26 protein-coding genes are annotated in these 26,214 nt (G+C 73.4%); 12 read left to right on the forward strand and 14 right to left on the reverse strand.

The window, feature by feature from the left end:
* The first annotated feature begins 12 nt into the window (after positions 1-12).
* Positions 13-1,149, forward strand: coding sequence for a beta propeller repeat protein (locus tag Psi01_RS35435; RefSeq protein ID WP_204068532.1), 1,137 nt, complete (start codon positions 13-15; stop codon positions 1,147-1,149).
* A 251-nt stretch (positions 1,150-1,400) separates the two neighbouring features.
* Here Psi01_RS35435 and Psi01_RS35440 read toward each other — a convergent pair whose 3' ends face one another.
* A complete protein-coding gene (locus Psi01_RS35440) occupies positions 1,401-1,895 on the reverse strand; it encodes a hypothetical protein (protein ID WP_204068533.1) in 495 nt (164 codons plus the stop codon).
* Positions 1,896-1,961: 66 nt separating this feature from the next.
* The gene (locus Psi01_RS35445) at positions 1,962-2,726 is read right to left on the reverse strand and encodes an alpha/beta hydrolase (RefSeq protein ID WP_204068534.1); all 765 of its coding nucleotides are present in this window, start codon (positions 2,724-2,726) and stop codon (positions 1,962-1,964) included.
* Between the two features lie 150 nt (positions 2,727-2,876).
* Here Psi01_RS35445 and Psi01_RS35450 point away from each other — a divergent pair, with 150 nt between their 5' ends.
* Positions 2,877-3,581 carry a lysophospholipid acyltransferase family protein gene (locus Psi01_RS35450; protein WP_204068535.1) on the forward strand — a complete coding sequence of 235 codons (705 nt, stop codon included), beginning with the start codon at positions 2,877-2,879 and terminating at the stop codon, positions 3,579-3,581.
* A gap of 153 nt (positions 3,582-3,734) precedes the next feature.
* Here Psi01_RS35450 and Psi01_RS35455 read toward each other — a convergent pair whose 3' ends face one another.
* Positions 3,735-4,208: a MarR family winged helix-turn-helix transcriptional regulator gene (locus Psi01_RS35455; RefSeq protein ID WP_204068536.1), complete on the reverse strand. Its 474-nt coding sequence runs from the start codon at positions 4,206-4,208 to the stop codon at positions 3,735-3,737.
* A gap of 79 nt (positions 4,209-4,287) precedes the next feature.
* On the opposite strand from Psi01_RS35455, the gene Psi01_RS35460 reads away from it, so the two are divergent.
* A complete protein-coding gene (locus Psi01_RS35460; RefSeq protein WP_204068537.1) occupies positions 4,288-4,710 on the forward strand; it encodes a DoxX family protein in 423 nt (140 codons plus the stop codon).
* A gap of 71 nt (positions 4,711-4,781) precedes the next feature.
* Here Psi01_RS35460 and mmuM read toward each other — a convergent pair whose 3' ends face one another.
* The 3 genes from mmuM to Psi01_RS35475 all read right to left on the reverse strand — a co-directional run bounded on the left by mmuM (position 4,782) and on the right by Psi01_RS35475 (position 9,684).
* Positions 4,782-5,645, reverse strand: a complete 864-nt coding sequence (mmuM, locus tag Psi01_RS35465) for a homocysteine S-methyltransferase (protein WP_204068538.1) — start codon at positions 5,643-5,645, stop codon at positions 4,782-4,784.
* Positions 5,646-5,659: 14 nt separating this feature from the next.
* The gene (locus tag Psi01_RS35470; RefSeq protein ID WP_204068539.1) at positions 5,660-7,921 is read right to left on the reverse strand and encodes an arylsulfatase; all 2,262 of its coding nucleotides are present in this window, start codon (positions 7,919-7,921) and stop codon (positions 5,660-5,662) included.
* A 128-nt stretch (positions 7,922-8,049) separates the two neighbouring features.
* Complete coding sequence (locus Psi01_RS35475) at positions 8,050-9,684, reverse strand: DUF885 domain-containing protein (RefSeq protein WP_204068540.1); 1,635 nt, start codon at positions 9,682-9,684, stop codon at positions 8,050-8,052.
* Positions 9,685-9,929: 245 nt separating this feature from the next.
* On the opposite strand from Psi01_RS35475, the gene Psi01_RS35480 reads away from it, so the two are divergent.
* From Psi01_RS35480 to Psi01_RS35490, 3 genes are all read left to right on the forward strand, one after another.
* Positions 9,930-10,742 carry a siderophore-interacting protein gene (locus tag Psi01_RS35480; protein ID WP_204068541.1) on the forward strand — a complete coding sequence of 271 codons (813 nt, stop codon included), beginning with the start codon at positions 9,930-9,932 and terminating at the stop codon, positions 10,740-10,742.
* A gap of 187 nt (positions 10,743-10,929) precedes the next feature.
* Positions 10,930-11,913: a FecCD family ABC transporter permease gene (locus Psi01_RS35485; protein WP_204068542.1), complete on the forward strand. Its 984-nt coding sequence runs from the start codon at positions 10,930-10,932 to the stop codon at positions 11,911-11,913.
* Between the two features lie 31 nt (positions 11,914-11,944).
* Positions 11,945-12,985, forward strand: coding sequence for a FecCD family ABC transporter permease (locus Psi01_RS35490; RefSeq protein ID WP_204068543.1), 1,041 nt, complete (start codon positions 11,945-11,947; stop codon positions 12,983-12,985).
* Between the two features lie 37 nt (positions 12,986-13,022).
* Here the strand turns inward: Psi01_RS35490 and fepB are convergent, their stop codons facing one another.
* The 4 genes from fepB to Psi01_RS35510 all read right to left on the reverse strand — a co-directional run bounded on the left by fepB (position 13,023) and on the right by Psi01_RS35510 (position 18,374).
* On the reverse strand, positions 13,023-14,033 hold the full coding sequence (fepB, locus tag Psi01_RS35495; protein WP_204068544.1) for a Fe2+-enterobactin ABC transporter substrate-binding protein: 1,011 nt from the start codon (positions 14,031-14,033) through the stop codon (positions 13,023-13,025).
* A 90-nt stretch (positions 14,034-14,123) separates the two neighbouring features.
* Positions 14,124-16,544, reverse strand: a complete 2,421-nt coding sequence (locus Psi01_RS35500; RefSeq protein WP_204068545.1) for a VIT domain-containing protein — start codon at positions 16,542-16,544, stop codon at positions 14,124-14,126.
* Complete coding sequence (locus Psi01_RS35505) at positions 16,541-17,326, reverse strand: MerR family transcriptional regulator (RefSeq protein ID WP_204068546.1); 786 nt, start codon at positions 17,324-17,326, stop codon at positions 16,541-16,543. The genes Psi01_RS35500 and Psi01_RS35505 overlap by 4 nt, the downstream gene beginning before the upstream one ends.
* Positions 17,327-17,387: 61 nt before the next feature.
* Positions 17,388-18,374 (reverse strand): GlxA family transcriptional regulator, encoded by a 987-nt coding sequence (locus Psi01_RS35510; protein ID WP_204068547.1) that lies wholly within the window; start codon positions 18,372-18,374, stop codon positions 17,388-17,390.
* Positions 18,375-18,446: 72 nt separating this feature from the next.
* On the opposite strand from Psi01_RS35510, the gene Psi01_RS35515 reads away from it, so the two are divergent.
* From Psi01_RS35515 to Psi01_RS35525, 3 genes are all read left to right on the forward strand, one after another.
* On the forward strand, positions 18,447-19,871 hold the full coding sequence (locus Psi01_RS35515) for an MFS transporter (protein ID WP_204068548.1): 1,425 nt from the start codon (positions 18,447-18,449) through the stop codon (positions 19,869-19,871).
* 70 nt (positions 19,872-19,941) lie between these two features.
* Entirely contained in the window at positions 19,942-20,601 is a 660-nt protein-coding gene (locus tag Psi01_RS35520) for an ArsR/SmtB family transcription factor (RefSeq protein ID WP_204068549.1), read from the forward strand.
* Positions 20,591-21,325 (forward strand): SRPBCC family protein, encoded by a 735-nt coding sequence (locus tag Psi01_RS35525; RefSeq protein ID WP_204068550.1) that lies wholly within the window; start codon positions 20,591-20,593, stop codon positions 21,323-21,325. The genes Psi01_RS35520 and Psi01_RS35525 overlap by 11 nt, the downstream gene beginning before the upstream one ends.
* Positions 21,326-21,340: 15 nt before the next feature.
* Here the strand turns inward: Psi01_RS35525 and Psi01_RS35530 are convergent, their stop codons facing one another.
* Positions 21,341-21,796 carry a MarR family winged helix-turn-helix transcriptional regulator gene (locus tag Psi01_RS35530; RefSeq protein ID WP_204068551.1) on the reverse strand — a complete coding sequence of 152 codons (456 nt, stop codon included), beginning with the start codon at positions 21,794-21,796 and terminating at the stop codon, positions 21,341-21,343.
* A 57-nt stretch (positions 21,797-21,853) separates the two neighbouring features.
* On the opposite strand from Psi01_RS35530, the gene Psi01_RS35535 reads away from it, so the two are divergent.
* A complete protein-coding gene (locus tag Psi01_RS35535) occupies positions 21,854-22,411 on the forward strand; it encodes a class I SAM-dependent methyltransferase (protein ID WP_204068552.1) in 558 nt (185 codons plus the stop codon).
* Positions 22,408-23,355: an NAD-dependent epimerase/dehydratase family protein gene (locus Psi01_RS35540; protein ID WP_204068553.1), complete on the forward strand. Its 948-nt coding sequence runs from the start codon at positions 22,408-22,410 to the stop codon at positions 23,353-23,355. Before Psi01_RS35535 ends, Psi01_RS35540 begins: the two co-directional genes overlap by 4 nt.
* On the opposite strand, the gene Psi01_RS35545 is transcribed toward Psi01_RS35540, so the two are convergent.
* Together Psi01_RS35545 and Psi01_RS35550 are read right to left on the reverse strand one after the other, a co-directional pair.
* Complete coding sequence (locus tag Psi01_RS35545) at positions 23,303-23,878, reverse strand: DUF5313 family protein (RefSeq protein WP_204068554.1); 576 nt, start codon at positions 23,876-23,878, stop codon at positions 23,303-23,305. The two genes, Psi01_RS35540 and Psi01_RS35545, sit on opposite strands and share 53 nt — an antisense overlap.
* Positions 23,879-23,938: 60 nt before the next feature.
* Positions 23,939-24,265 (reverse strand): PadR family transcriptional regulator, encoded by a 327-nt coding sequence (locus Psi01_RS35550; protein ID WP_204068555.1) that lies wholly within the window; start codon positions 24,263-24,265, stop codon positions 23,939-23,941.
* A gap of 176 nt (positions 24,266-24,441) precedes the next feature.
* Here Psi01_RS35550 and Psi01_RS35555 point away from each other — a divergent pair, with 176 nt between their 5' ends.
* A complete protein-coding gene (locus tag Psi01_RS35555; RefSeq protein ID WP_204068556.1) occupies positions 24,442-25,575 on the forward strand; it encodes an alkaline phosphatase PhoX in 1,134 nt (377 codons plus the stop codon).
* Here Psi01_RS35555 and Psi01_RS35560 read toward each other — a convergent pair.
* The gene (locus tag Psi01_RS35560) at positions 25,553-26,179 is read right to left on the reverse strand and encodes a TetR/AcrR family transcriptional regulator (RefSeq protein WP_239128269.1); all 627 of its coding nucleotides are present in this window, start codon (positions 26,177-26,179) and stop codon (positions 25,553-25,555) included. The two genes, Psi01_RS35555 and Psi01_RS35560, sit on opposite strands and share 23 nt — an antisense overlap.
* Positions 26,180-26,214 lie beyond the last annotated feature (35 nt).

A 26,214-nucleotide genomic window follows, 5' to 3' on the forward strand; every position in this document is an offset into this window, starting at 1 on the left:
ACCATTTGGAGCATGACTCGTCGCCTTCTGCGGCGTGCGCTGGCCCTGTCCGCATCGGGGCTGCTCCTGGCGTCCTCCTTTCCGGTGGCCTCCGCGCACGCAGATCCCGTACGCCCCCCGTCGGCGGAGGCCTGGCAGGCGCCGGCCACCGCGCGGCTGAGCAGCGACGGGTCGCTCTCCGACGTGGCCGGGATCTCGGCCACCAACGTGTGGGCGGTGGGTCAGCAGAGTGTCTGGGACGTCTGGCAGAGCCGCAGCGCCATCGCGCACTGGAACGGCAGCGCGTGGACCGAGGTGCCCATCCGCAACGACCCCACCGGCGCCGCGCTGCTGCGCTCGGTCGCCGCGGCGTCGGCCGACGAGCTGTGGGCGGTGGGCGAGGGCCACGACGGCACGCCGTACCTCGCCCGGGGAGACGGCTCGGCCTTCGACCGCGTCGCCGTCGACTCCCTGCGGTTGAACGACTGGCTGGCCGGGGTGGCGGCCACGTCGTCCCGGGCGGTCGTCGTGGGCAGCCGCGACCGGCAGCCCCTGATCGTCACCGGCACCGGGGGGAAGTGGAAGCTCACCCAGGTCGACGGCGGCGGCACGTTGTACGGCGTGGCGCTGCCGTCCAAGAGCGACGGCTGGGCGGTGGGCGAGACCGGGGACAAGCCGCTGATCATGCGGTTGTCCGGAGGTCACTGGAAGCCCTTCCCCGTGCCCGACATCCCGGGCGGATACCTGCGCGACGTGCACTTCAACGGGACCAAGCGGGCCCTGGCCGTCGGCGGGATCTACCGGTCCTCGGGCGAGATCGACCCGCTGCTGCTGTCCTGGAACGGCAAGAAGTGGTCCCGGGTGCCCGTGCCCGGGGGCGACGTGCGCCTGTACGGCGTGACGGGCGACCGCAAGAACCGCTTCTGGGTCTCGGGGGCCGATCCGGCGCGGCCGGCGGAGGCGTTCCTGCTGCGCTACGACGGGCACGCGGTCAAGGTCCTGCGCGGGGCCGCGTCCGCGACGCCCCGGACGATCAGGCTCCAGTCGGCGACCTACCTGCCCGGCACGGGCACGGTGTGGACCGTCGGCCACGTGGTGGACGACGCCGGCCGTTTCACCGACGTGATCGAGCGCTTCGGCACCGGCACGCCCGAGCGCGCCAAGTCGTAGGGCAGACCTGCGCGCGCCGATTCGCAAGGGCCCGCCGATTCGCAAGGACCTGGCGGGTCACAGGGCCCGCCGAGTCGCAAGGGCCTGCAGGGTCACAGGGCCCGCCGAGTCGCAAGGGCCCGCCGAGTCGCAAGGGCCTGCAGGGTCACAGGGCTCGCCGAGTCGCAGGGCGTCGCGAGGTCCCGGGCGGGAGGTTCTCCGGAGGGACCGGCCGCCCGGTGAGGGCTTCCGGCCGGGTGCAGGCGGGCGCCTCAGACGACGGCGCCGTCGTCCCAGCCGGAGTCGTTGGGCGGGCCGTCGCCCATCCGCACGACCAGGGCCACGAAGCCGCCGATGAACGCGGCGACCGCGGTGAACAGCGCCCAGCCCTCCAGCTGCCAGCCCGCCGCCGCGGTCACCAGCAGGTAGGCGGGGCCGCCGAACAGGGCCAGCCAGGCGATCTTGGTGGTGGTGTCGGTCTTGGGCAGCGGAGGGGGCGGCGGAGGCACGTAGTGGCCCTCGTCGTCTTCGCCGGCGGTCTCGGCGTCCTCACGCTCGCCTGCGACACCGGCGTGGTCACCGGGCTCGTCGCCGTCGGGCAGCAGGCGCCCGGCCTCCTCCGGCTGCCTGACCACGCGCCGGGAGGGTTCGGCCGGGAGGTTCTCGCTGTCCGGCCAGGGCTGGTCGCCAGGTTCGCGCTCGGCGGTGTCGTTGAAGGACGCGACGATCTGCCGCCAGACCTCGTCCTCGTCGCTTTGAGGTGTCACTTAGCTGGGCCCGTCACTCATAGGCCGTCCACTTCCTCCCGAAGACCGCGCATCCCCCACCCGCGATCAGTCTCTTTGCAAGGGTACAGAGGCATTCGCGCGGACGAACTCCAGGCTCCCCGCGAAGATCTGATCGGCGTCATTGTCGAGCGTCGCGACATGGTAGCTGTCGGCGAGCTCCACCACACGCAGATTCCCCCTGGTCAGCTTCTCACGAAGAATCCGGACACTGGTGGGTTTCACCACATGATCCTGCGGGCTGTGGAAGACCAGCACCGGCTGGCTCAGTTCGTCCAGCCCGGCCTGGGTCAGCGCCCACAGCCGGGGCAGGCTCGCCGCGGCCTTGACCGGCGTGCGCGTGTAGCCGAGCTCGGTGGCCCCCTCCTTCTTGATGTCACCGGCCACTCCGGGGACCGAGGGGACGAAGAGCTTGAGCAGCGGCGCCAGCTTGAGCAGGGGCACGTCGTTGGCGATCGACGGGTTGACGACGACCACCCCCTTGATTCCCTCACCGTGCACCTCGGCCAGCCGCAGGGCCATGCAGCCGCCCAGGGACAGGCCCATCACGAAGACCTCGGAGCACCGGCCGCGCAGGTCCGCCAGAGCCTTGTCGAGTTCGGCGTACCAGTCCTCCCAGCGGGTGTGGTTCATCTCCTGCCAGGTCGTCCCGTGACCGGGCAGCCGGGGCAGCGCCACGGTCAGGCCCGCCTCGGCCAGGTATTCCCCCCAGGGACGCAACGATTGCGGAGACCCGGTGAATCCGTGGCAGAGCAGGACGCCGACCTGGCCGCCCGCGTGTTGGTACGGCTCCGCGCCAGGCATCACAGGCATGGGTGGCTCCTCGTCAGGTTCGCCCGATCGTCGCATGCTTGGGGCATGTTTTGCGAGGGGGTGATTTGGGTTGTTTGGCGGTGTAGGTGACAGAGGCCGAAGATGGGAAGATAACTCCAGGTCGCTGCCGGACAATCGAAGGAGCCCCGAGTGTTCTACTGGGTGGTGAAGGCCATCCTCTGGCCCTTCCTCCATCTCATCTTCCGCCCGTGGGCGGAGGGGGTGGAGAACGTGCCGAAGGAGGGGCCGGTGATCCTGGCCGGCAACCACCTGTCGTTCGCCGACCACTTCTTCGGGGCCCTGTTCCTGCCGCGCAAGGTGATCTCCCTCGGCAAGGCCGAGTACTTCACCGGCAAGGGCGTCAAGGGCATGATCAGCAGGGCGTTCTTCAGCGGCGTCGGCACCGTGCCGATCGACCGCTCCGGGGGCAAGGCCAGCGAGGCGGCGCTCCGCACGGGCCTGCGCATCCTGAGGGAGGGGCACGTGCTGGGCATCTACCCCGAGGGCACCCGCTCCCACGACGGCCGCCTCTACAAGGGCAAGACCGGGGTGGCCCGGCTGGCGCTGGAGTCCCGCGTGCCGGTGATCCCGTGGGCCATGATCAACACCTTCGAGATGATGCCTCCGGGCCGTCCCGTTCCCAAGCTGGGCATCCGCCCCGGGGTGAAGTTCGGCAAGCCGCTGGACTTCTCGCGCTACTACGGCATGGAGGAGGACCGCCTGGTCCTGCGCGCCGTCACCGACGAGATCATGTACGCGCTGATGGAGCTGTCCGGCCAGGAGTACGTCGACAAGTACGCCGCGAGCGCCAAGGCCGAGGCCGCGCGCATGGCCGAGCGGGGCGCCAAGGACTGAGCCGCCGGGCGCGGGCGATCGGCGTCCGCACGGGCGGCTCCGTCCGCGCGGGCGATCCCTGTCCGCCCCGGCCCCGCGGGCGGCCCTGTCGGCCCGGGCCCGGCAGGCGACTCCGTACACCGCACCCCTTGACTCTCCGCGCCTCGGCGCGCCCTACGGAAGAGGGCTCGCCGAGGCGCGCGTCACCGCCTCCACCTTGCTCATGACGCGGGTCATCATCTCGAGCTCGTCGGGGGTCAGCAGGTCGATCAGCACCTCGCGGACGACGGCGACGTGCCCCGGGGCGGTGCGGCGCAGGCACTCCACGCCCCGGTCGGTGAGCACGGCCAGGACGCCGCGGTCGTCGGAGGGGCAGGTGGCCCGCTCGACCAGCCCCCGCTTCTCCAGCTGGCCGATCTGGTAGGTCAGCCCGCTCTTGGAGACCACGACCCCGCGGGCGAGTTCGGTCATCCGCAGCCGCCGGTCGGGGGCGTCGGAGAGACGGGCGAGGATCTCGTACTGGGCATGGGTCAGGCCCGACTCGGCCTTCAGCTGCTCTTCGACGCGTCGTTCCAGCAGATGGGACGCGGACAGATAGGCCCGCCAGGCGGCCATTTCACGCGCGTCCAGCCATCGTGCTCCTGTCATTCGCTCAGTCTACTGGTTGTTTGAATTTGAACTATCTGGCATGGTGGGTGTCGTTCAAATTCGAACCACTGGAGGCGTGATGCTGGACCAGGCGCGATCCATCGCCCTGCTGCTGGGCCGTGTGGCCATCGGCGTGATCTTCCTCGTGCACGGCCTGACCAAGTTCACCGGGGGGCTGTCGGGGACGACGGCCTTCTTCGAGCAGATCGGCGTCCCGCTGGCGGGTGTGGCGGCGCCCGCGGTGGCGGTCCTCGAGGTCGCCGGGGGCGTGGCCCTCATCCTGGGCGCCGCACTGCCGATCGCCGGCACCCTGCTCGCCCTCGACATGGTCGGGGCGATCGTGTTCGTCCACGGGGCCAACGGGTTCATGGCGGACAAGGGCGGCTACGAGTTCGTCCTCGCCCTGGCCGCGGCGAGCCTGATGATCGCCTTCAGCGGCGGGGGAGCGCTGTCCGTCGACGGGTTCCTGCAGCGCCGCCGTACCGCCGTCCCCGTGGGCTGAGCGGCCGGCCGTGACACCGGCGTCCGCGAGGCGCCGGTGACGCCGTCGGTTCCTTACCGGTCCCGCCGGCGTCACAGCCGATCGGCGTGTTCGCGGATCTGCCGGATGTGCTCGGGGGTGGTACGGCAGCAGCCGCCGACGAAGGCCGCACCGGCGGTGTGCCAGTCGGCCGCGGCGGCGCCGAACTCGACGGGATCGGCCAGGCCGGTCCAGCGGCGCCGCTCGGCGTCCCAGGTCTCGCCCGAGTTGGGGTAGACCATGACGGGCTTGCCCTTGATCCGGTCGATCAGGCTGGAGACGTGGCGCGGCGCGGTGCAGTTGACCCCGATCGCGAGGATCCGCTGGTCACCGGCGAACAGCGCGGCGACCTCCTCCATCGGGGTGCCGTCGCTGATGCTCTCGCCGTCGCGGCAGGAGAAGCTGATCCAGGCCCGCACGCCCGGGGTCCGGGCGAGCAGGCGCTTGAGCGCGCGGGCCTCGACGATGGAGGGGATGGTCTCGCAGGCCAGGAAGTCGGCCCCGGCGGAGGCCAGGATCTCCCAGCGGTCGCGGTGCCAGGCGAACAGGCCGTCCTCGTCGAGGTCGTAGTCGCCGGTGTACTCGGCGCCGTTGGCGAGGTAGGCCCCGTACGGCCCGACGCTGGCGGCCACCGCGCCCTCTCCGTGGGCGTCCCTGGCCTCGGTGGCCAGGCGCACCGACAGCTGGATGAGGTCCTCCGCCTCGGCGATGCTCAGCCCCCGGCGCAGGAACGCCGGGATGCTCGCCTGGTAACTCGCTGTGGTCGCCACCTGTGCTCCGGCGGCGAAGTAGTCGAGGTGCGCCTGGCGGATCACCGAGGGGTTCTCCAGCAGGAGTTTCGCCGACCAGAGTTCGTCGCGCAGGTCCGCGCCGAGCGCCTCCAGATGGGTCGCCAGCCCACCGTCGAGAATCACCATCCCGCCACTCTACGTCACTCGTAGCGCAGGCCGATCTCTCTGACGATCTCCACGAAGTTCTGTCCCGCGTCGGGTGCGAAGGGCCCGGGAGTGTAGGTGACGGCGGTCAGGACGCCGGAGAAGGGGAACGGCCCGCGGGCCTCGTACAGGTCCCACGAGACGGGGGAGCGGCGGTCGATCCCCACGTCGATCCCCTCGAAGGGGGACATCGCCGCGAGCATCGGCAGGCCGGCGGCCGACGCCCGCTCCCGCCCGTCGGCCAGGACGGTGACGTCCCACAGCCAGCCGCCCGGCGCCCTCACCTCCACCCGCGCGATCCGCTCCGGTGCGGCTCCGGCCCGCAACTCGTGCATCACCCCGTAGGCGTTGAGCGCGAAGACGAGCTCCCCGTCCTCGACGTACAGCACGTAGCCGCCGCCCTGGTCGCCGTGGGCCACCAGCACGCCCTCGCCCGGCCCGGCGATCTCCGCCTCGACGGTGAAGGAGCGCCACTGCACCAGCTGGAGCGAGCGCCAGCGCTCCAGGGTGTGCAGGTCGGGCGTCAGCCGTACCGGGCCGGCGTCGGCGTGCCACGGCGGGCGCAGCAGATAGCGCAGGCGCGAGCCCTCGTCCAGCGGATACACCAGGTTCTCCCGGGCGGCCTCCTCCCAGGCCGCGGCCAGCTCGGTGACGAGGCCGGGCCGCTCGGCGGCCAGGTCGCGCAGCTGGACGCGGTCAGTGGTCTGGTCGTACAGCTCCCACTCGTGGTCGCCGAACGGGGTCAGCGGCCGGTGCCGGGTGACGATCTCCCAGCCGTCGCGGTAGAAGCCCCGGTTGCCGGCCAGCTCGAAGTACTGCTCGGTGTGGTCGTGTACGGCCGCCGCCTCGCGCAGCGGGCCGCCCATCGAGACCCCCGTCCGGCGCAGGCCCTCGGCGGCCTCGACCCCGGTGAGGTCGAGCAGCGTCGGCAGCAGGTCGGTGACGAAGGCCCACCGGTCGCGCAGCCCCGAGGCCTCCAGGCCCGCGGGCCAGGAGAACAGCAGCGGCACCGAGTGGCCGCCCGCGTGCGTGTTGATCTTGTAGAGCCGGAAGGGCGTGTTGGAGACCGTCGCCCAGCCGCGCGGGTAGTGCGCCAGCACCCGCGGCCCGCCGACCAGGTCGATCCCGGCCAGGTCGGCGGTGAAGTCCTCGCGGTCGTGGCCGCTGTTCTTCGACAGGAGCGTACGGAAGTACTGCGTGGTGCCGCGCTCCTCGCCCTCCCGGGAGCCGCCGTTGTCGGAGGTGAAGATGAAGATCGTGTTCTCCAGCTCGCCGAGCTCCTCCAGGACGGCGCGCAGCCGTCCCGTGCTCGCGTCGATGCTGGAGATCATCGCCGCGTAGACCTCCATGTACCTGGCGAACAGCCGGCGCTCGTCCCCGCTCAGGGAGTCCCAGGCCGGGACGTCGTCGCCGGGCACGGCGTCGCGGGGCGGCAGGGGAGTGCCCGGCGGGAACAGGCCCAGCTCGATCTGGCGCCGGTGCCTGCGCTCCCGGATCACGTCCCAGCCCGCGTCGTAGACGCCCCGGTGCGCGGCGATGTCCTCCGCCTTCGCCTGGAGCGGCGCGTGCGCGGCGCCGTGCGCGAAGTACAGGAAGAACGGCCGGCCCGGGTCCGCGGCCCTGAGCCGGCGGATCATGCCGGCGGCCCGGTCGGTGAGGTCGTCGGTCAGGTAGTAGCCGTCGGCATAGCGGTCCACCTCGACCGTGTGGTTGTCCTCCACCAGCCGGTGCGGATGGTGGAAGTTGGTGAAGGCCTCCAGGAAACCGTAGAAGCGCTCGAACCCCCGCTGCAGCGGCCAGGCGTGCCGGGGCCCGGCGTCCGACATGTCGGAGTCCTTGGTCAGGTGCCACTTGCCGACCGCGAACGTGGCCCACCCGGCGTCCCGGAAGATCTCGGCGGCGGTGACCGCGTCACGGGAGATCTCCCCGGCGTACCCGGGGAAGCCCGGGTCGGAGTTGGCGACGTGCCCGACCCCGGCCAGGTGCGGGTTGACCCCGGTCAGCAGCGCCGCCCTGGTCGGCGAGCACATGGGGGTGACGTGGAAGTTCGTCCACTGCACCCCGCCGGCGGCCAGCGCGTCCAGGTGCAGGGTGGGGATCTCCGACCCGTAGCACCCCAGATCGGAGAAGCCCACGTCGTCGGCGAGCACGATGACGATGTTGGGCCTGCCCGCCGCCGACGCCCGCGGCGGCCACCACGACTCCGACCCCGCGAACGTCCGCCCCACCCGCCCGGGGAAACCCTCGTACTCGATCATGCGCGGATTATAGGAATCGGCCGCGCCGAATCCTTGTCACCGCCGTACAGAGATTGCCGGCCGTACGGAGACTTCCGGTCGTACAGAGGCCCTGGGGCGGGCGGGCGGGCGGGCGCGAAGGCCCCGCGTCAGGCGATGCGGCGCAGGGCCTCGGCCAGGTTGGCCAGGCCGATTGGGCCCAGGTTCAGGGCGGCGGTGTGCCAGCCGCGCAGGTCGAAGCCGGCGCCCAGGCGCTGCCGGGCCTCCTCGCGGGCGGCCAGCCAGGCGCGCTCGCCGAGCTTGTAGGACGGCGCCTGGCCCGGCCAGCCGAAGTAGCGGACCACCTCGGCGTGGACCCGGTGCGGCTCGCACCGGCCGCGCTCGCGCAGCACCTCGCACGCCTTGTCGAAGGTCCACTTCGAGCCGTCGGGCAGCGGCAGGTCCAGGTGGACGCCGATGTCGATGACCACCCGGGCGGCCCGCAGCGCCGACCCGCCGAGCATGCCCAGACGGGTGCCCGGCTCGGTGAACCAGCCCAGCTCGTCGGCCAGCCTCTCGGCGTACAGCGCCCAGCCCTCGCCGTGACCGCTCACCCAGGAGTTCCTGCCGAAGCGCGACAGGCTCTCCCCGGCCACCCGGGTCTGGCCGAGCTGCAGGTGGTGGCCGGGCACGCCCTCGTGGAAGACCGTGGTCAGCTCGTTCCAGGTGGTGAACCGCTCTCCGGCGCCCTCGCCCACCGGCCACCAGGTACGGCCGGGCCGGGACAGGTCCTCGCTCGGCGAGGTGTAGTAGGCCGCGCCCGAGGTCGAGCCGAGGGCCAGGGTCACATCCACCCGGCGCAGCGGCTCGGCGATGTCGAAGTGGGTGCCGTGGAGCCGCTCGATCGCCTCGTCGTGGCGCTCCTGCAGCCAGCCCCGGTAGGCGTCCAGGCCCTCGACGAAGTGCCTCTCGTTGAGGATCGCGGTCGCCTCCCGCACCGACGCGCCGGGCCGGACCCGGTCCGCCTCGGCGGCCAGTTCCGCCTCGATCCGGGCCAGCTCGGCCCAGCCCCACTCGTAGGCGTCCACCGGGTCGACGTCGGCGCCCAGGCTTATCCGGGCGTTCACCGCGTAGCGCTCCGCGCCGACCGGGTCGGCCTCGGCGGCCCGGGGGGCGTAGTCCTCCCGCAGGTAGCGGGCGGTCTCCAGGTAGGCGGCGTACGCGGCCGCCGCGCCCTCCTCCAGGGCGGCCCGCGCCGGTCCGTCGCCGTAGGAGGCGATCAGGCTCGCATGCGTGGCGGCGGTCGCGAACAGCTCGACCTGCACCGCCAGCTCCAGCGCCTGGCGGCGGGCCGCGGCCAGGCCGCGCGAGAGCCCCTCCTCCAGGCTCGCCCGCCAGCCGCCGAGCATCTCCGGCATGCCCGCCAGCCGCGCCGCCACATTGCGCCAGTCGTCCTCGGTCTCGTGCGGCAGCAGGTCCACGCCGTCGCGCAGGTCGGTGACCGGGCCGAACGGCGCCCGCACGTCCCGCAGCGGCTCACCGATCTCATGCCAGGCGAGCTCGGCCTCCAGGCGTTCGCGCAGGTGCGCGGCGGCCCGCGTGTCGGCCTTGCCCTCCGGCTCCAGCGTGCCGAGCCTGTCCAGGGTCCGGCTGATGAGAGCGGCCCGGGCGGCGATCCCGTCGGGCCCGTAGTCGGAGGTGGCGGCGAACTCGACGTCGATCCCGTGAGCCGCGGCCCCGACCGGGTCGAGGGCGGCGGAGCGGGTGACGTAGTCGTCGCAGAGATCGAATATCGGGCTCGTCATCTGCGCACCCTAGCCGACGGCGACCAGGTCCGGCCGGGCCGGCGGGTTCGGGCGGCAGGGGCCCGCCAACGGACCTCAAGGAAAAGTTAGGTTAGGCTTTCCTAAACAAATTGATCAGTGATCTCCGTGGACCCCCGTGCCGCGCCTGCGGCGGCCTCACGGCGCCCGCGCCGGGGCCCCGGACGGGCCCGGAGAGATCCCGTGAAGGGCCCCGTAGACATCCCACGAAGGGACTGTGAGAACCCATGACCCCGCCGCGCCCCGCCGTCGTCCGGCATCCCCTCGCCTACCGGCTGCTCGAGGTCAGGCGGGTGGACCGGATCACTCCCGGCACCGTGCGCGTCACCCTGGCGGGCGCGGAGCTGGAGGGCTTCCGCGAGCAGGCGCCCACCGACCACGTCAAGCTCTGCTTCCCCGCGCCCGGCGCCGAGTTGCCGGTCCCGGCCGTCGTCGAGGACGACGCCTGGGCGCGGGGCCCGGTCGAGCCGATCACCCGTGACTACACCGTCCGCCACTACCGGCCCGAGGCGCTGGAGCTGGATGTGGACATGGTCGTGCACGGCGACGGCGTCGCTTCCGCCTGGGCGGAGCGCGCCGAGCCCGGGATGCGGCTCGGGGTCCTCGGACCGCGCGGTTCGGTGGTCGTGCCCCCGGCCTACGACTGGTACCTGCTGGCCGCCGAGGAGACGGGGATCCCCGCACTGGGCCGCTGGCTGGAGGCGCTGCCCGCCGGGGTGAAGGTGATCGCGTTCGCCGAGGTCGCGGGCCCGCAGGAGGAGCAACCGCTGGCCGTGCGCGACGGCGTCCGCCTGACCTGGCTGCACCGGGGCGCCGCCGAGCCCGGGACGACCGACCTGCTGGAGCGGGCCATCCGGGCGGCCGACCTGCCCGGCGGCACGGGCTACGCCTGGGTCGCGGGCGAGGCCCGCACGCTCAGGCCGATCCGCCGCCACCTGCGGGAGGAACGCGGTCTGGCCCCGGAGCAGGTCGACGTCGACGGCTACTGGAAGCGCGGCGAGGCCGACCACGACCACCACCGAGACGACGAGGACGAGTGACCCGCCCCGCTCCGCGCACCCGGATCCGCCCCGCTCCGCGCACCCGGAGCCTCCCCGCACCCGCCTCACCGGACCGCCGGAGCATTCCCGTACACACCTCACCCGACCGCCGGAGGGTCCTCGTGTCCGCCTCACCCGATCGCCGGGGGATCTTCCCGCCGGTCGCCCCCGTCCGCCGGAGGGCCTGATGCGGTGGACCGGACTCGCCGTCTCCTTCGCGGCCCTGGGCGTCGTGGCGGTGCTCAGCATCACGGTCGGCGCCCAGGCGATCCCGCTGGAGGAGGTCTGGCAGCAGCTGTGGAACCCCACCGGCGGGGAGAGCGCCGCGATCGTCCACGACCTGCGCGTGCCCCGGACGCTCCTGGGCCTGTGCGTCGGCACCGCGCTCGGCCTGGCCGGGGCGCTCATGCAGGGGCTCACCCGCAACCCGCTGGCCGACCCCGGCCTGCTCGGCGTCAACTCCGGGGCGTCGCTGGCCGTGGTCGGCTCCATCGTGTTCTTCGACGTCACGGACATGCGGACCTGGGTGTGGTTCTCCATGGCGGGCGCGGCCCTGGCCGCCGCCGCCGTCTACGCCCTGGGCGCGACGGGACGCGGCGCGGCCGGTCCCGCCCGGCTGGTGCTGGCCGGCGCGGCCGTCAGCGCCGCCCTGCTCTCGGCCGTCGAGGCGATGCTCACCCTGGACGCCGGGGCGTTCGACCGGTGGCGTTTCTGGGACGTGGGCGCGCTCGCGGGCCGGGACGCGGCGGTCGTCGCGGAGATCGCGCCGTTCGTCGCCGTGGGCGCCGTGCTCGCGCTCGGGCTCGGGCGGGGGCTCAACGCCATCGCCCTGGGCGAGCAGGCCGGCCAGGGGCTGGGCGTGAACCTGCCCCGGGTCCGGCTCGGCGGGGCCGCGGCGATCATGCTGCTCTGCGGCGCGGCCACCGCCGCCGCCGGGCCCATCGGGTTCATCGGGCTCATGGCCCCGCACGCCGTACGCGCCTTCACCGGGCCGGACAACCGCTGGGTCCTGGCCTACTCGGCCGTCCTGGCCCCGGCCCTGCTGCTCACCGCCGACGTCGTCGGCAGGGTGGTGGTACGGCCGGGCGAACTGGAGAGCGGCATCGTCACCGCGTTCGTCGGAGCCCCGGTCCTGATCTACCTCCTGCGCCGCCGGGCCGTCCGCCTGTGAGCCGTCTTCCCGTCCCGAAGGACCCCTCGCCGTGAGCGTCTACCGCATCCTCAGCACTCCCTCCCGCCGGATCTCCGTGCGGGTCCACCTCCGCGCCTCGGCGGTCGTCGCGGTCCTGCTGGCCGCCACGGCCGCGGTCGTGCTGGTCGCCATGGGCACCGGGTCCGCGGTGCCGGTCGGCGACGTCGTCAGGACCCTGCTCGGCGGGGGCGACGCCATGAGCGAGATGGTCGTCTACGAGCTCCGCGCCCCGCGGGCGGCGCTCGCCCTCCTGGTCGGGGCGGCGCTCGGCGCCGGTGGCGCCATCGTGCAGAGCCTGTCACGCAACCCGCTCGGCAGCCCGGACGTCGTCGGGGTGAACGCCGGTGCGGCGGCGGGCGCGGTCCTGGTGATCCTCGTCGTCGGCGCCCCCACACCCCTGGGCGTCGCCGCAGGCGCGCTGGCCTGCGGCCTGGCCGCGGCTCTGGCGGTCTACGCGCTGTCCTACACGCGCGGGGTGCAGGGCACCCGGCTGATCCTGGTGGGCGTCGCCGTCACCGCCATGCTCCATTCGGTCATCGCCTACCTGCTGACCAGGGCCGATCTGTACGAGTCGCAGGGCGCCAAGGTGTGGCTGGTGGGCAGCCTGGCCGGAGCGGGCTGGGAGCGGGTGGGGCCGGTGGCGGCGGCGACGGCCGTACTGCTGCCCGCCGCGCTGGTGCTGGGCCGGTCGCTGGGCACCATGGAGATGGGCGACGACGCGGCCGGCGCCCTCGGCCTGCGGGTGGAGCGCCTGCGCTTCGCCCTGCTGCTGGTGGCCGTGGCGTTGTCCGGGACGGCGGTCTCCGCCGCCGGTCCCATCGCCTTCGTGGCCCTGGCCGCCCCGCAGCTCGCCCGGAGGCTGACCCGGGCCCCGGGGGCGGGCGTCGCCGCGGCCTCGGCCGCCGGCGCCCTGCTGCTGGCGACCGCCGACCTGGCGGTCCAGCGGCTGCCGACCCCCGGCCAGCTGCCCGTGGGGGTGCTGACCGGGGGCCTGGGCGGCCTCTACCTCGCCTGGCTGCTCCACCGCGAGTGGCGGGCGGGCCGCTCCTGACCACCGGATGCGGGAGCGGCCCGGAGCGGGCGCGGCGTCAGCCGGTGAACTGCCTCTCGATGCGGTCGATGACGTTGGACGCGCTGTAGTAGTCGATGCGGAAGGAGTCGAGGCCCAGGTCGTAGACCCGCTTGTCGGCGACGGCGGACAGGTCCTTCCAGAGCGGCTTGGCCTGGGTGGCGGTGATCTCGTCGGGGCTGTGGCTGACGAAGAAGAGTGAGCTGTCGCCGAACGCCTTGACCACGTTCTCCTGCGCGACGCTCACGATGTCCTTGCGATCACCGCCCTCCCGGGTGTCGGCAGCGGCCAGGGAGGAGTCGAGGGGGTGGAGGGTGAAGCCGAGGGAGGCGAGCAGCGCGCCCTGGGCGGAGGCCTCGGTGAACACGGGGATGTCGGTGTTGTTGTCGCGCAGCAGCACCGCGTCCTGCCCGGGCCTCTTGATCGCGCTCTTCACCTCGGCGACGCGCCGGTCGTAGTCGGCGATGACCTTCTGCGCGTTCGCCTCCAGGCCCAGCGCGCCGCCCAGCTTGGTCGTGAGCTCCTGCCAGGAGAGGTTGTCGTGGCGGAACAGCACGGTCGGCGCGATGCTCTTCAGCCGGTCGTAGATCTTCAGGGTGCTGTCCGCGCCGGACGCCGAACCGATGATCAGGTCGGGCTCGGCCGCGATGACCTTCTCGATGTCGGCCTCGAAGCCCTGGTAGAGCACCTGGACGCCGCGCTGCTCGGCGACGTCGGCCCACTGGGAGAAGAACCCGTTGGCCGCCGTGATCGGGCTGGGCGGGGTGGCCTGGGAGGCGATCAGCGGAGCCTCCAGCGCGAGCAGGTGGCCGGTCAGGGTGACGGCCACCGAGACGACGCGCTTGGGGGAGGCCGGCACCTCCGTGGTGCCCGCCTCGTGCTGGACGCTCCGCGTCCCGCCCGTGCTCGCGGCGCCGGTCGCGCTCTGCGCCGGGGCGGCGTCCGTGCCGGACCCGCAGGCTGCCAGGCCCAGCGCGGTGGCCGCCGCGACGACGGCGGCGGCCCAGCGCCGGCGGATAGATGCCCTCATGACTCTCCTGCTCTCAGGGTGCCTAACCTAACTTAGGTAAGGCTAACCTAAATAGCTCTCGAAGGTCGATGCGGGCCCCGGTGGGACGGCTCACCGCTTCCAGAACGGACGCCGCTTCTTCTCCTGTCCTCCGTCGGTCAAGGTCTCCAGCGTGTGTACGGCCAGCCGCCACAGCGTGTCCACGTCGGCGGCGGGCTCGGGCGCCGTCAGGTCACGGGCCAGGGCCTCCAGCTCCGGGTGCCCGCCGATGGAGGTGGCCAGCGCCGTCAACCGGTTGCCGAGATCGGCCAGGTAACGCAGCCGGTCGGCGGAGCGCAGGGACTCGGCGGCCCGCAGCCGCCGCAGCTCCTCGGCCAGCTGGGCCCGCAGCGCGTCCTGCCCGGCCGGGGCGGGGACGGGAGACGACGGGTACGGCGTGACCATGTGCGGCGGGGGGACCGGGACGGTCGAGCCGGCCACCGGCCCGTCCGCGCGCGGGAAGAACCGCTCGGTCTCCTCGAACGGGTCGGCGGGGCGCTCCTGCTCCATCCAGTCGAACGCCGCAGGCTGGAACGAGGCGCGGGCGGCGCCGCCGGGAGCGGCCGGCCGCGGCGCGGCCATGGGCGCGGCGGGCGGCCCGCCCGCGGGAGGCGACATCCACGCCATCGGGGCGGCGGCCATCGGAGCGGCGGGACCCGTCTCCCAGCCGCTGGGCAGCTCCACCGGCTGGACCACCCGGTGCGCCGGGCCGCCCTCGGCGACCACCCGCGAGTCGATCGCGACGAACGCGGTGAAGCGGCAGAGCACGCCGTACCGCAGAGAGGTCGACAGGATCTTCTCCTCGACCGAGTGGTCACCGGCGGCGTAGCGGTCCTCCAGGTCGCGGAGCCGGGCCCGCGCCCAGATCGAGCGCACCGCGGGGTTGTCCACGCGCGTCCCGGCGATGCGCCGCTCCCACGAGTGCCCGGAGGCGTCCGTGCCGTGCAGGACCACCGCGCCGGAGGCGGCGCCCCGGTAGCGGCCGTGCACGGTCAGCGGCACGCCGGGGTAGATCGAGCCGAGCCGGCCGGTCTCGCCGGCCACCGGGTCGAGCCCGTCGCCCTTGAGGGACAGCTCGGTGACCACCGGAGAGCCGATCCTGCGGTGGATGTGCTCCATCGCCTCATCCAGCCGGTCCTCCGACTCCACCAGCTCGCACCGGCCCCCGCCCAGGCCGCTCAGCCGGCTCAGGAACCCGGCGTTGACCGCCCGGTCGATGCCGACCGTGTGGACCCGCACCCCGACCAGGCGGCCGCCGACCTCCTTGATGATCTGGCTCTCGTTGCCGACCTGCCCGTCGGTGACCAGTACCAGGACCCGGTCCCTGGACGGGTCGCCCAGCATCGCGGCGGCCTCGCGCAGCGGGTCGAGCATCTCGGTGCCGCCGCGGGCCTCCAGCCGCGCCAGGTGCTCCACCGCCCGGTAGCGGTTGCGGTCGGAGGCCTCCACGAGCCCTCCGTCGAGCCGCTCCGGCCGCTCTACCACGGTGTCGAAGGACAGCACCGCGAACCGGTCGGAGCCGGTCAGGGTGTCGATGATGCGGGCGGCCGCGCGCCGGGCGGCGACCATCTTCCAGCCGCTCATGCTGCCCGACCGGTCGAGCACGAGCACGACGTCCTTGGGCGTGGCGGTGGGCGGCGCCTGCGGCGGGACGACGGTCAGCGCGAACGTGCCCTCCTCGCCCTCGGCGTCGGGGACCAGCGCGAGCGAGGAGGAGGCGCCGAACGACAGGCGCAGGATGAAGTCGCGGTCCAGGCGCTCGCCCGGCTGGAGCCGTACCGTGTCGCCCTCCTGCAGGACCGTGTGCAGGCTGGAGCGGACCTCCTGCAGCTCCAGCCCGGCGGCGTCGATCGTGGCCGCCAGCGAGAGCCGCACCGGGTTGGGGAAGCCGGGCAGCAGCACGGGCGGGGTGATCCGGGAGGCGTCGGGCACCGCGTCGGTGTCCGGCGCCCAGCCGTCGCCGGCCTGCTCGCCGTCGAGCGGGACGCCGGGGATGTAGCGGGGGGCGACGACCAGGGGGAAGCGGAAGGTCGCCGCGCCGTCCTCGTAGGGGAGCGGCTGGTCCAGCGTCAGGTGTACGGTGACCCGCTCGCCCGGCACGATGTTGCCGACCCTGATGGTGAAGACGTCGGGCCGGTCCTCCTCGGCGATGGCGGCCCGCCTGCCCTCGGCGACGGCCTGGTCGTAGTCGGCCCTGGCCTGGCCGCGCTCCTTGAGCACGCCCTCGACGACCCGCCCGTCGGCCTCCATCCTGAAGGCCGTCACGGCGGCCCGGTCGGGCAGCGGGAAGATGTAGGTCGCCTCCAGCGCCACGTCGAAGGGGTTGCGGAAGCCCTGGGTCACCTTCACTCCGGCGACCAGGCCGGACAGCTCCGCGGTGACGTCGACGCTCTCCAGGGGCAGGTTCCCGCGCTCGGTGGCGAGCGCTCCCAGCCCGGCGTCGGGGACCGGCGCGCACTCGTCCGGCCGTAGCGGGGTGATCGAAGTGATCATCGTTGGTTTCCTTCCGGAGGGGCGAGTTCGCGCATGCGCAGGGCCGAGACCAGCGCCCGTGAGGCGGCGCCGATCGCGGCGAGGTCGTCGTCGGAGAGGGGACGGGCGGCGCCGTCGAGCAGGAGCGTCACCCCGGGTGCGAGCCGTACGGCGGGCACCGCGGTCACGGGGGAGCCGGGAGCGGAGAGCCCGCCGGAAAGCACTGCGGCCTCCGCCCCGTGATCCACCGTCCCGGCCGTACCCGGATCGGCTGTGCCCGGGTCGGCCGCGCTCAGATCGGCGGCGCTCAGATCGGCGGCGCCTGTCCCTGCCGCGACCGGGGCGGGCGGGTCGGTCCAGAAGCGCGGGCGCGTGGGCGCTCCCGTGCTGCCGGGTGGTGGCGGCGCACCGGCCGGAGCAGCGGCACCGCTTCGATCCGTCCCGCCGGCCGGACCCTCCGCACCGGCGGGCTCGGCGAGCGCCGCGGGGGCGTCCGGGACGGTGTGCAGGCGGGCGACCTCCTCCAGGGTCCGGTCCGTGGCCCCGGCCAGCTCGACCTGGATCTCGGCGATGCTCCTGCCCTGCGCCTGGCGGCGCTTGACGGCGACGAGCTGGAGCAGGTGGCGCCGGCCGTACAGGGCGACCCGCCCGCGCCGGGACAGGGGCGGGTCGAGCAGGCCGATCGTGGCGTACCACCGGACGAGGCGCTCGTTCGGCACGTCCCTGACCCGGCCGTTGAGCCGTCCGTCCGGGGTGAGCACGGCGGAGGCGTGCTCCACCAGTTCGCCGATCGTCCATTCCATGCACTCAGAATGACACTGTAATAATGACAGTGTCAATATGATGGCGGGTGGCGGACCCGGCTCACTTCACGGCGGTGACCGGACGGGAGGACTGGAACGTCTTGCGATAGGCGCTGGGCGCCACGCCCAGGACGGCGGCCATCTGCTGGCGCAGGGCCGCGCCGGTGCCGAAGCCCGCGTGCCGGGCGACGAGGTCGACCGGCAGGTCGGTGGTCTCCAGCAGGTGCCGGGCGCGCTCGACGCGTTGCTGGACGATCCACCGGCCGGGGCTCATCCCGGTCTCCTCGCGGAAGCGCCGGGTGAAGGTGCGCACGCTCATCTGGACCTGCCCGGCCAGCGCGCGCAGGTCGAGCCGCTCGTCCAGGTGCGCCATCGCCCAGACCCGCGCGGGGGCGGTGGAGGCGTCGGGCGTGGCCGGGACCGGGTGCTCGATGTACTGCGCCTGACCGCCCGGCCGCCACGGCGGCATCACGCAGCGGCGCGCCACGCGGTTGCCGACCTCGCTGCCGTGGTCGCTGCGCACGACGTGCAGGCACAGGTCGACGCCCGCGCCGACGCCGGCCGAGGTGAGGATGTCGCCGTCGTCGACGAACAGGATGTCCGGGTCGAGCTCGACGAGGGGGAACAGCTCGCGGAAGCGCCCGGCGTGCATCCAGTGCGTGGTCGCCGGCCTGCCGTCGAGCAGCCCGGCCGCGGCCAGCGCGAACGCCCCGGTGCAGATCGACATGACGCGGCAGGCGCGGGCGGCGGCGGTCAGCGCGTCCGCGACCTCCGGCGGGAGCGTCCCCGACCGCATCGCCTCGCCGGTCCCGTCGAAGCCCGGCACCACCACGGTGTCGGCCCGCGCCACCTCGTCCAGGCCGTACTCGGGCACGACCTGGAACCCCGCGGACGTCCGCACCGGCCGCGCGCCCGGGCTGCAGACCCGGACCCGGTAGAGGCGCCGGTCCTGCTCGTCGCGGGCGGCGCCGAAGATCTGCGTCACGGTGCCCAGGTCGAAGGGGACCAGGCCGTCGAGGACGAGGACGGCGATGCGGTGAGGTTCCATGGCCGGATCCTTTCACATGATGGCTTTCCGGCCACTGGTCCCGCGGGTGGCACATGCCTGACCCTTGACTCCATGACACGGACAGGAGCACGTCCCAGGCTGCACTGGGCATGGACGGTGGCCGCGGTGACGTTCGTGGCGCTGGTGGGCGCGGCCGGTTTCCGGGCCACCCCCGGCGCGCTGATCGAGCCGCTGCAGCGGGAGTTCGGCTGGAGCAAGGGCACGATCTCGCTGGCCGTGTCGGTCAACCTGCTGCTGTTCGGGCTCACGGCGCCGTTCGCCGCGGCCCTGATGGACCGATTCGGCATCCGCAAGGTGATCGCGTGCGCGCTGTCGCTGGTGGCCCTGGGCAGCGGCCTGACGGTGTTCATGACGACGAGCTGGCAGCTCGTCCTGCTGTGGGGCGTGCTGGTCGGGCTGGGGACCGGGTCGATGGCGCTGGCGCTGGTGGCGACGGTCACCGGTCGGTGGTTCGTACGGCACCGCGGCCTGGTGACCGGGGTGCTCACCGCCGGCGGCGCGACCGGCCAGCTGGTGTTCCTGCCGCTGGTGGCGGCGCTGTCGGAGGCCCACGGCTGGCGGGCCGCCTCCCTGGTGACCGCCGGCGCCGCGCTGGCCGTCGTCCCCCCGGTGCTGTTGCTGCTCAGGGAACGCCCGGCCGACGTGGGCCTGACGCCGTACGGCGCCGCGGAGCCCGAGCCGGTCCCCGCCCCCGGCCCGGAGGCCCGGCCGGGGGCCGGTCCCGCGCCAGGCGCCGCGGCGGGAGCCGGTCCCGCACGGAGTGTGGAAGCCGGTCCCGGGCAGAGCGCCGCGCAGGCTTCCGGGCCCGCGGTCGGCCCGGCCCGGCGGGCGATCGGCGCGCTGAGGGACGCGGCCGGGACCAGGACGTTCTGGTTCCTGGCCGCCGGGTTCGCGATCTGCGGCGCGACGACCAACGGCCTGGTCGGCACGCACTTCATCCCCGCGGCGCACGACCACGGGATGCCCGTGACCACCGCCGCCGGCCTGCTCGCGCTGGTCGGGATCTTCGACATCGCCGGGACCGTGTTCTCCGGGTGGCTCACCGACCGCGTCGACTCGCGGATCCTGCTGGCCGTCTACTACGCGCTGCGCGGGGCGTCCCTGCTGGTGCTGCCGCAGCTCTTCGCGGAGTCCGCGCATCCGAGCATGCTGGTGTTCATCATCTTCTACGGCCTCGACTGGGTGGCCACCGTACCGCCCACCGTCGCCCTGTGCCGGGAGCACTTCGGTGAGGCGGGGCCGGTGGTGTTCGGGTGGGTCTTCGCCTCGCACCAGATCGGCGCGGCCCTGGCGGCGACCGCGGCGGGGCTGACCAGGGACCACTTCGGCGACTACGCGCCCGCCTGGTACGTCGCCGGCGCGCTGAGCATCGTGGCCGCCGTGGTGTCGATGCAGATCAGGCGGAGGGCCCGGCCGGAGGAGGGCCGCCCGGGCCCCCTCGCCGCCGACCTCGCGGCGGAACCCGCCGGTCGCTGAACCCGGGGCCTCTCTCGCGAGGCCCCGGCTCTGAATTGACAAATTAATTTTTCTATTCTTCCATGGAGGTGTGCCCGCGACAGAGATGACGCTCATGGACGAGCCCGACCGCCTCCGGGTGGCGCTCACTCCCATCCGCCGGAAGCTGCTGGCGCGCCTGCGGGAGCCGGCGTCGGCCGCCCGGCTCGCGGCCGAGCTCGACCTGCCCCGCCAGCGGGTGAACTACCACTTCAAGGCCCTGGAGCAGGCCGGGCTGATCGAGCTGGTCGAGGAGCGCCCGCGGCGGGGGTTCGCCGAGAGGATCATGCGGGCCACCGCCAACGCCTTCCTCGTCGACCCCGGCGTGCTGTCGTCCGCCGAGACCGGCGGGCCGCCGGACGGCGAGACCGGCGGGTCCGGCGCGTCGTCCAGCGCCGGATCCGGCGACGGCTTCGAGCGCATCGCCGACCGGTACGCCGCCGAGCACCTCGTCGAGGTGGCCGCCGGCACCGTGCGCGAGGTCACCCGCATGGCCGCCGCGGCCGACCGGCGGGGCGTCCGGCTGCTCACCTTCACCCTCGAGGCCGAGGTGCGGTTCGAGGCCCCGGGCGACGTGCACCGCTTCACCGACGAGCTCGCCGAGGCGGTCGCGCAGGTCGCCGCCCGGTTCGACACCCCCGGCGGGCGGTCCTACCGCCTCGTCGCCGGGGGACATCCCACTCCCCGTCAAGGAGCCGAAGATGACAGATGAGCAGCCCTTCTTCGTCGAGGTCACGATCTCGGCCCCCGTCGAGGAGGTGTGGGAGGCCCTGCGCGACACCGACCAGCTCCGCCGCTGGCACGGGTGGCACTGCGAGGAGCTCGACAAGGAGATCGAGTTCATCTACCACCAGAACGTCGTCGAGTCCGCCGCCGAGCATCGGCTGGAGGTCCAGGGCGGTGACCGCTTCGAGCTGACCGACCTCGGCGGCCGGACCCTGCTCCGGCTGACCCGCCCCCCGCGTGGCAGCAACCCCGACAGCTCGGAGTGGGAGGTCTACTACGACGACATGACCGAGGGCTGGATCACCTTCGTCCACCAGCTCAAGTTCGCCCTGGAACGGCATCCGGGCACCGATCGGCGGACCGTGTTCCTGTCCGGCGGGGGAGGGGAACCGGTTCTGCGGGCCGCCGGTCTGACGGCCGTGGCCGGGGCGGACCCCGGGAGCCCGTACGAACTGGACGGCCCGGCCGGGGAGAGGCTGAACGGCGAGGTGTGGTTCCGCTCGGCCCGCCAGCTCGGTCTCACCGTGGCCGACTGGGGCGACGGCCTGCTGGTGGCGGTGCAGAACCCGGTCCCGCCCGGGAAGTCCGAGGGCGGCGCCATGATGGTGCTCACCGCCTACGGCCTCGACGACGTCGCGTTCTCCGAGCTGGAGGCGCGCTGGACCGCCTGGTGGAACCAGGCCTTCGAGACCGGGTCGGCGCAGGCGTAGCCATCGGCTCCCGGGTCAGCCGTCGTGCTCCTCCAGGGCGCGGATCAGGCCGTTCAGGCCGAGGGTCAGGCCTTCGCGTTCGGCGGGGGTGAGGGCGTCGAGCAGGGCGGCGTGCGTGCGGTGGAACTCCCTGCCGATGCTCTCGGTGGCGGCCCGTCCCTCGGGGGTCAGGCCCAGACGGTAGAAACGCCGGTTGTCCGGGTCGCGCTCGCGTGACAGCCAGCCCCGCCGCTCCAGTGCCGCGGCGAGCCGGCTCACCGTGCTCTTCTCCAGGCCGAGCCGGGCGGCGAGCTCGTTCTGGGAGAGCGTGTCGGCGTCGCCCAGCTCGCCCAGGGCGAATATCTCCGACATGGAGACGCGCAGTTCGGTGTGCCCGTGCGGTTCGAGCAGCCGGCCCGTGCGGGCCAGCAGCCGGAACAGGCGGCGGAGGTCGTCGTCGGGGAATCCGCTCCTGGGAGTTGTGTCGTACAACTATCAGTCCTATGGTTGGTGCCAGAAGAGTTGTGCTACACAACTATAGGAGGACCGATGGGTCTGCACGGCACCATGTTCGGGTTCTTCAACCAGCCCCGCTTCTACGACCGGATGAGCAGGGTCTTCGGATTCCGGCCCGTCTACACGCGGACCGTCGCCGACGTCGCGGGAGCCTCGCTGCCCGGCGGCGGGCGGGTGCTGGACGTGGGGACCGGGCCGGGACGGGTTCCGGCGGCGATCGCGCGGCGGTGCCCCGGCCTCCACGTCGAGGGGCTGGACCTGTCCGCCGAAATGATCGACTACGCGCGGCGCACGGCGGGAACGGACGACCGGCTGAACTTCACCGTCGGCGACGTCGCCCACCTGCCCTATGACGACGACGCCTTCGATCTCGTCGTGTCGACCATGAGCCAGCACCACTGGGCCGACGCCGAGGCGGGGGTCCGCGAGCTCGCCCGCGTGCTGCGCCCCGGCGGGCAGGTGTGGATCTACGACTTCCGCCCCGCCCTGCGACGGGCCGAGGCCGCCGCCCAGGCCGCCTTCACCGGCCATACGATCCGGCGTGAGCGCATCAGCGCCCTCGTCGGCCGGCTCGTGGTCCGGCCCGCATGAGGGCCCTGGTGCTCGGCGGTTACGGCGCGGTCGGAGCCGGGATCGTCGCGGAACTGCGCAGGCGGGGCGAGGAGGCGCTGGCGGCCGGGCGCAATCCCCGCCTGGCCGACGTCGTGGTCGACCTGCGCGAGCCGCGCAGCCTCGCCGCCGCGCTGCCGGGAGTGGACGTGGTCGTCAACGCGGCCGGAGCCGAGGACCCGACGGTGGCGGAGGCCGTCACCGGAGCGGGTGCGGCCTTCGTCGACATCACCGCCACCACCGGCTACGTCGCCGCGCTGGAACGGCTCACCCCGTGCGCGCCCGTGCTCCTGAGCGTTGGTCTCGCGCCCGGCCTGACCAACCTGCTCGCCGCCGAGGTGCACGGCGAGAGCCCGGACACGCCCATCGACATCGCCCTCCTGCTCGGGGCGGGGGAGCGCCACGGCGAGGCGTCGACCGCCTGGGCGTACGGCCTGCTCGGCAGGGGTTTCCGTGATCCCGCCACGGGGCGGCGGATCCGCAACTACACGCTGGCCCGGCACTTCGTCCTCCCCGGCCAGGGCCCGCGGCGCCTGTACCGGGCCGACTACTCCGACCAGCATGTGCTCACCCGTGATCTGGGCGTCGCCGTACGGACCTACTTCGGCCTCGACTCCGGGGCCGCGACGGCGGCGCTGGCCGCGCTGACCTGGGTGCCGGGGGCGTCGAAGGCACCGCGCGGGCTGCACCCCCCGGGAGGCGACCGGTGGCTGGCCATGGCCCGGGGGCGGGACGGCACGACCAGATGGCTGGGCGGCCGCGGTCAGTCGCGGGCCACCGCGGCGATCGCCGCGACGGCGGCCCGCGCCGCGGCCGGGCTCCCCGCCGGGGTCCACCACCTGCACCGCGTCCTGAGGCTCGCGGACCTGGACGTCATCGGCGCTCAGGAGGCGGCAACGGAGTGTAGGAGGTCCCGTCGGGATTGAACTCGTGCTTGGCCAGCATCTTGCGCCTGCTGCCCTTGAGGCCGGCGCGCGCGATGACGTACCAGACCCCCACCCAGAACAGGAAGCCCCACCAGTTGTCCGCGCCGGAGACGATGAGGCCGTACGTCTCCATGACGGTGAACGGCAGGACGAACAGCAGCCACGTCACGAGGGACCGCTCGACGAAGAACGAGCCCCGGATGTCGTCGCGGGCCCACCAGCGATAGCGGAAGGGCAGGCGCCTGCCGAACCCCCGGTAGAGCAGCCAGTGCCACAGCGGCGGGCGCTCGCGCAGGCGCAGCGCCACGCCGCCGCGCAGCACGTCCAGCACGGTGCGCGTGTCGGGCCGGTCGGCGCCCGGCGGGGCCAGGTCGAGCAGGATGCCCAGGATCTCCTCGCCGTGCCTCTCGATGAACCGCGGGGGATAGGCCAGCCGGAGCAGGCGGCGGCAGCGGCGCTCGTAGGCCTCGGCGGGGGCGGGAGGCCGGTCGGGGGCCGTGGCGGGGTCGTCGGGCCGGGTCATGTCATCTCCCATCCGAGTCGTGTGGTCTCCGGGCGGGGCGCTCCAGGCGGCGCCGGACCGTCATGTCTGCAGGCCGGGGTTCAGCCGCAGGCGGTGCTGCGCCGCGGCGGCCAGGCGGGCCAGGCGGGCGGTCTCCTCGGCCAGCAGGGTGCGGCCCTGGCCGGTCAGGTCGTAGTAGCGGCGGTGGCGGCCGTCGACGACCTCCTCCTTGACCGCGGCGACCAGGCCGTCGCGGGCCAGCCGGTCGAGCGCGCCGTACAGGGTGCCGGGACCCAGGCGCACGCGGTCCTCCGACAGCTCCCGCACCGCCTTGATCACGCCGTAGCCGTGCAGCGGGCCGTCGGCCAGGGCCAGCAGGATCAGATAGCTCTGCTCGCGTAGTGCCATAAACGACATATATCGCTGAACGTACTATGCGTCAACGGCTGCCGGGCCCGCCTCCGGAATCGATTCGCGGGAACCGCTTGCCCGCCGGTTTCCGAAAAGTTTGAGTCGGTAGGACAGTGCCGTTCACGTGAATTTGATCGACTTTCCGCCTACCGTGAAGGCAACGAGGAGGCGTCATGCTTCGCCGTACGTTGTTACGCGCCGGAGGGCTGGCCGCCGGAGCGGCGTTCACCGGATCGCTCTGGCAGGGGGCCGCCCGCGCCACCGCTCTGACGGCGGCGAGTCCCTACGGGCCGCCCGGCGCTCCCGACGCCAACGGGGTCGCGCTGCCGCAGGGCTTCACCAGCAGGATCGTGGCCCGCACCGGCCGCAGGGTCGGCGGGCTGCTCTGGCACCCCGCGCCCGACGGCGGCGCGTGCTTCGCCGACGGCGACGGCTGGATCTACGTCTCCAACTCCGAGGTCCCCCTCGTCGGCGGCGCCTCGGCGATCAGGTTCGGCCCCGGCGGCGAGATCCGCGAGGCCTACCGGATCCTGTCGGGCACCAATCTCAACTGCGCCGGCGGGCGCACCCCGTGGGACACCTGGCTGTCGTGCGAGGAGATCTTCCGCGGGCGGGTCTTCGAGTGCGACCCGTACGGCGAGCGCGCCGCCATGCCGCGCCTGGCCATGGGCCGCTTCAAGCATGAGGCCGCCGCCTGCGACTCCGACCGGCGGGTCGTCTATCTGACCGAGGACGAGACCGACGGCTGCCTCTACCGCTTCCTGCCCGACAGCTGGGGCGACCTGACGAGCGGGCGGCTGGAGGTGCTCTGCGCGAGCGCCGACACCGGCCCGGTGACCTGGCGCCGGGTGCCCAACCCGGCGGCGCCGCTGGTGCCGACCCGCTGGCAGGTGACGCAGGCCAAGCACTTCTCCGGGGGAGAGGGCTGCCACTACGCCGACGGCGTGTGCTTCTTCACCACCAAGGGCGACAACCGGGTGTGGGCCTACGACGCGGAGAACGAGCGCCTGGAGATCGCCTACGACGCCGACTCCCCGCTGACCGGGGTGGACAACATCACCGGCACCCTCGGCGGGGACCTCTACGTCGCCGAGGACGGCGGGAACATGGAGATCAACCTGATCACCCCCGACCGGCGGGTCGCGCCGTTCCTGCGGATCGACGGCCACTCCGGATCCGAGGTCACCGGCCCCGCCTTCTCCCCGGACGGCACCCGCCTGTACTTCTCCTCCCAGCGCGGCGCCCGCGGTGACGCCGCCGGGACCGACGGCGTCACCTACGAGGTCACCGGCCCGTTCCGCCGCTGAGCGCCGGGGCGAGATAGGCCAGCAGCATGGCCTTGAGCTCGCCGGTCAGTTCGGCGGCCCGCTGCGGGGGCGCCCCCGCGATCAGTGGCGTCACCGCTTTGACGGTCGCCACCGCCATCGTCGCCAGCAGCAGCCCGCGCTCCGCCTCCAGGTGCGGGGCGCGGAGCGCGAAGAGCCCGGCCAGCTGTTCGGAGACCGCCCGGTGGAGCCGCTCCGAGGCCGCCGCCAGCCGGTCCCCGGTGGCCGAGCCGTGCAGCAGCGCCCAGTAGGCGGGCCTGGCGGCCTTGTAGGCGACGATCTCATCGACGAGCAGGCCGACCAGTTCGGGCAGCGGCATCCGCGTGACGTCTCCGGTGAGCCGCGCCCGCCAGTGCTCGCGCCTGCCGTCGGTGAAGCGCGAGAGCAGGCCGTCGAGGATCTCGTCCTTGTTGCGGAAGAACTGGTACAGCGAGCCCGGTGACATACCCGCCCGCGCGGCGACCGCGTTGGTGGTCATCTCCGCGTAGCCGACCTCGGCGATCACCGCTTCGGCGGCGTCGAGGATCTCCTCCATGCGCTTGAGGCCGCGCGCCTGCCGCCTGACCGTGCGGGGCTCACCGGACATGCCGGACTCCCCGGGCATGCCATCCCTCGTTGACA

The organism is Paraplanobispora siamensis, from assembly GCF_016863175.1.
Lineage (GTDB): Bacteria > Actinomycetota > Actinomycetes > Streptosporangiales > Streptosporangiaceae > Planobispora > Planobispora siamensis.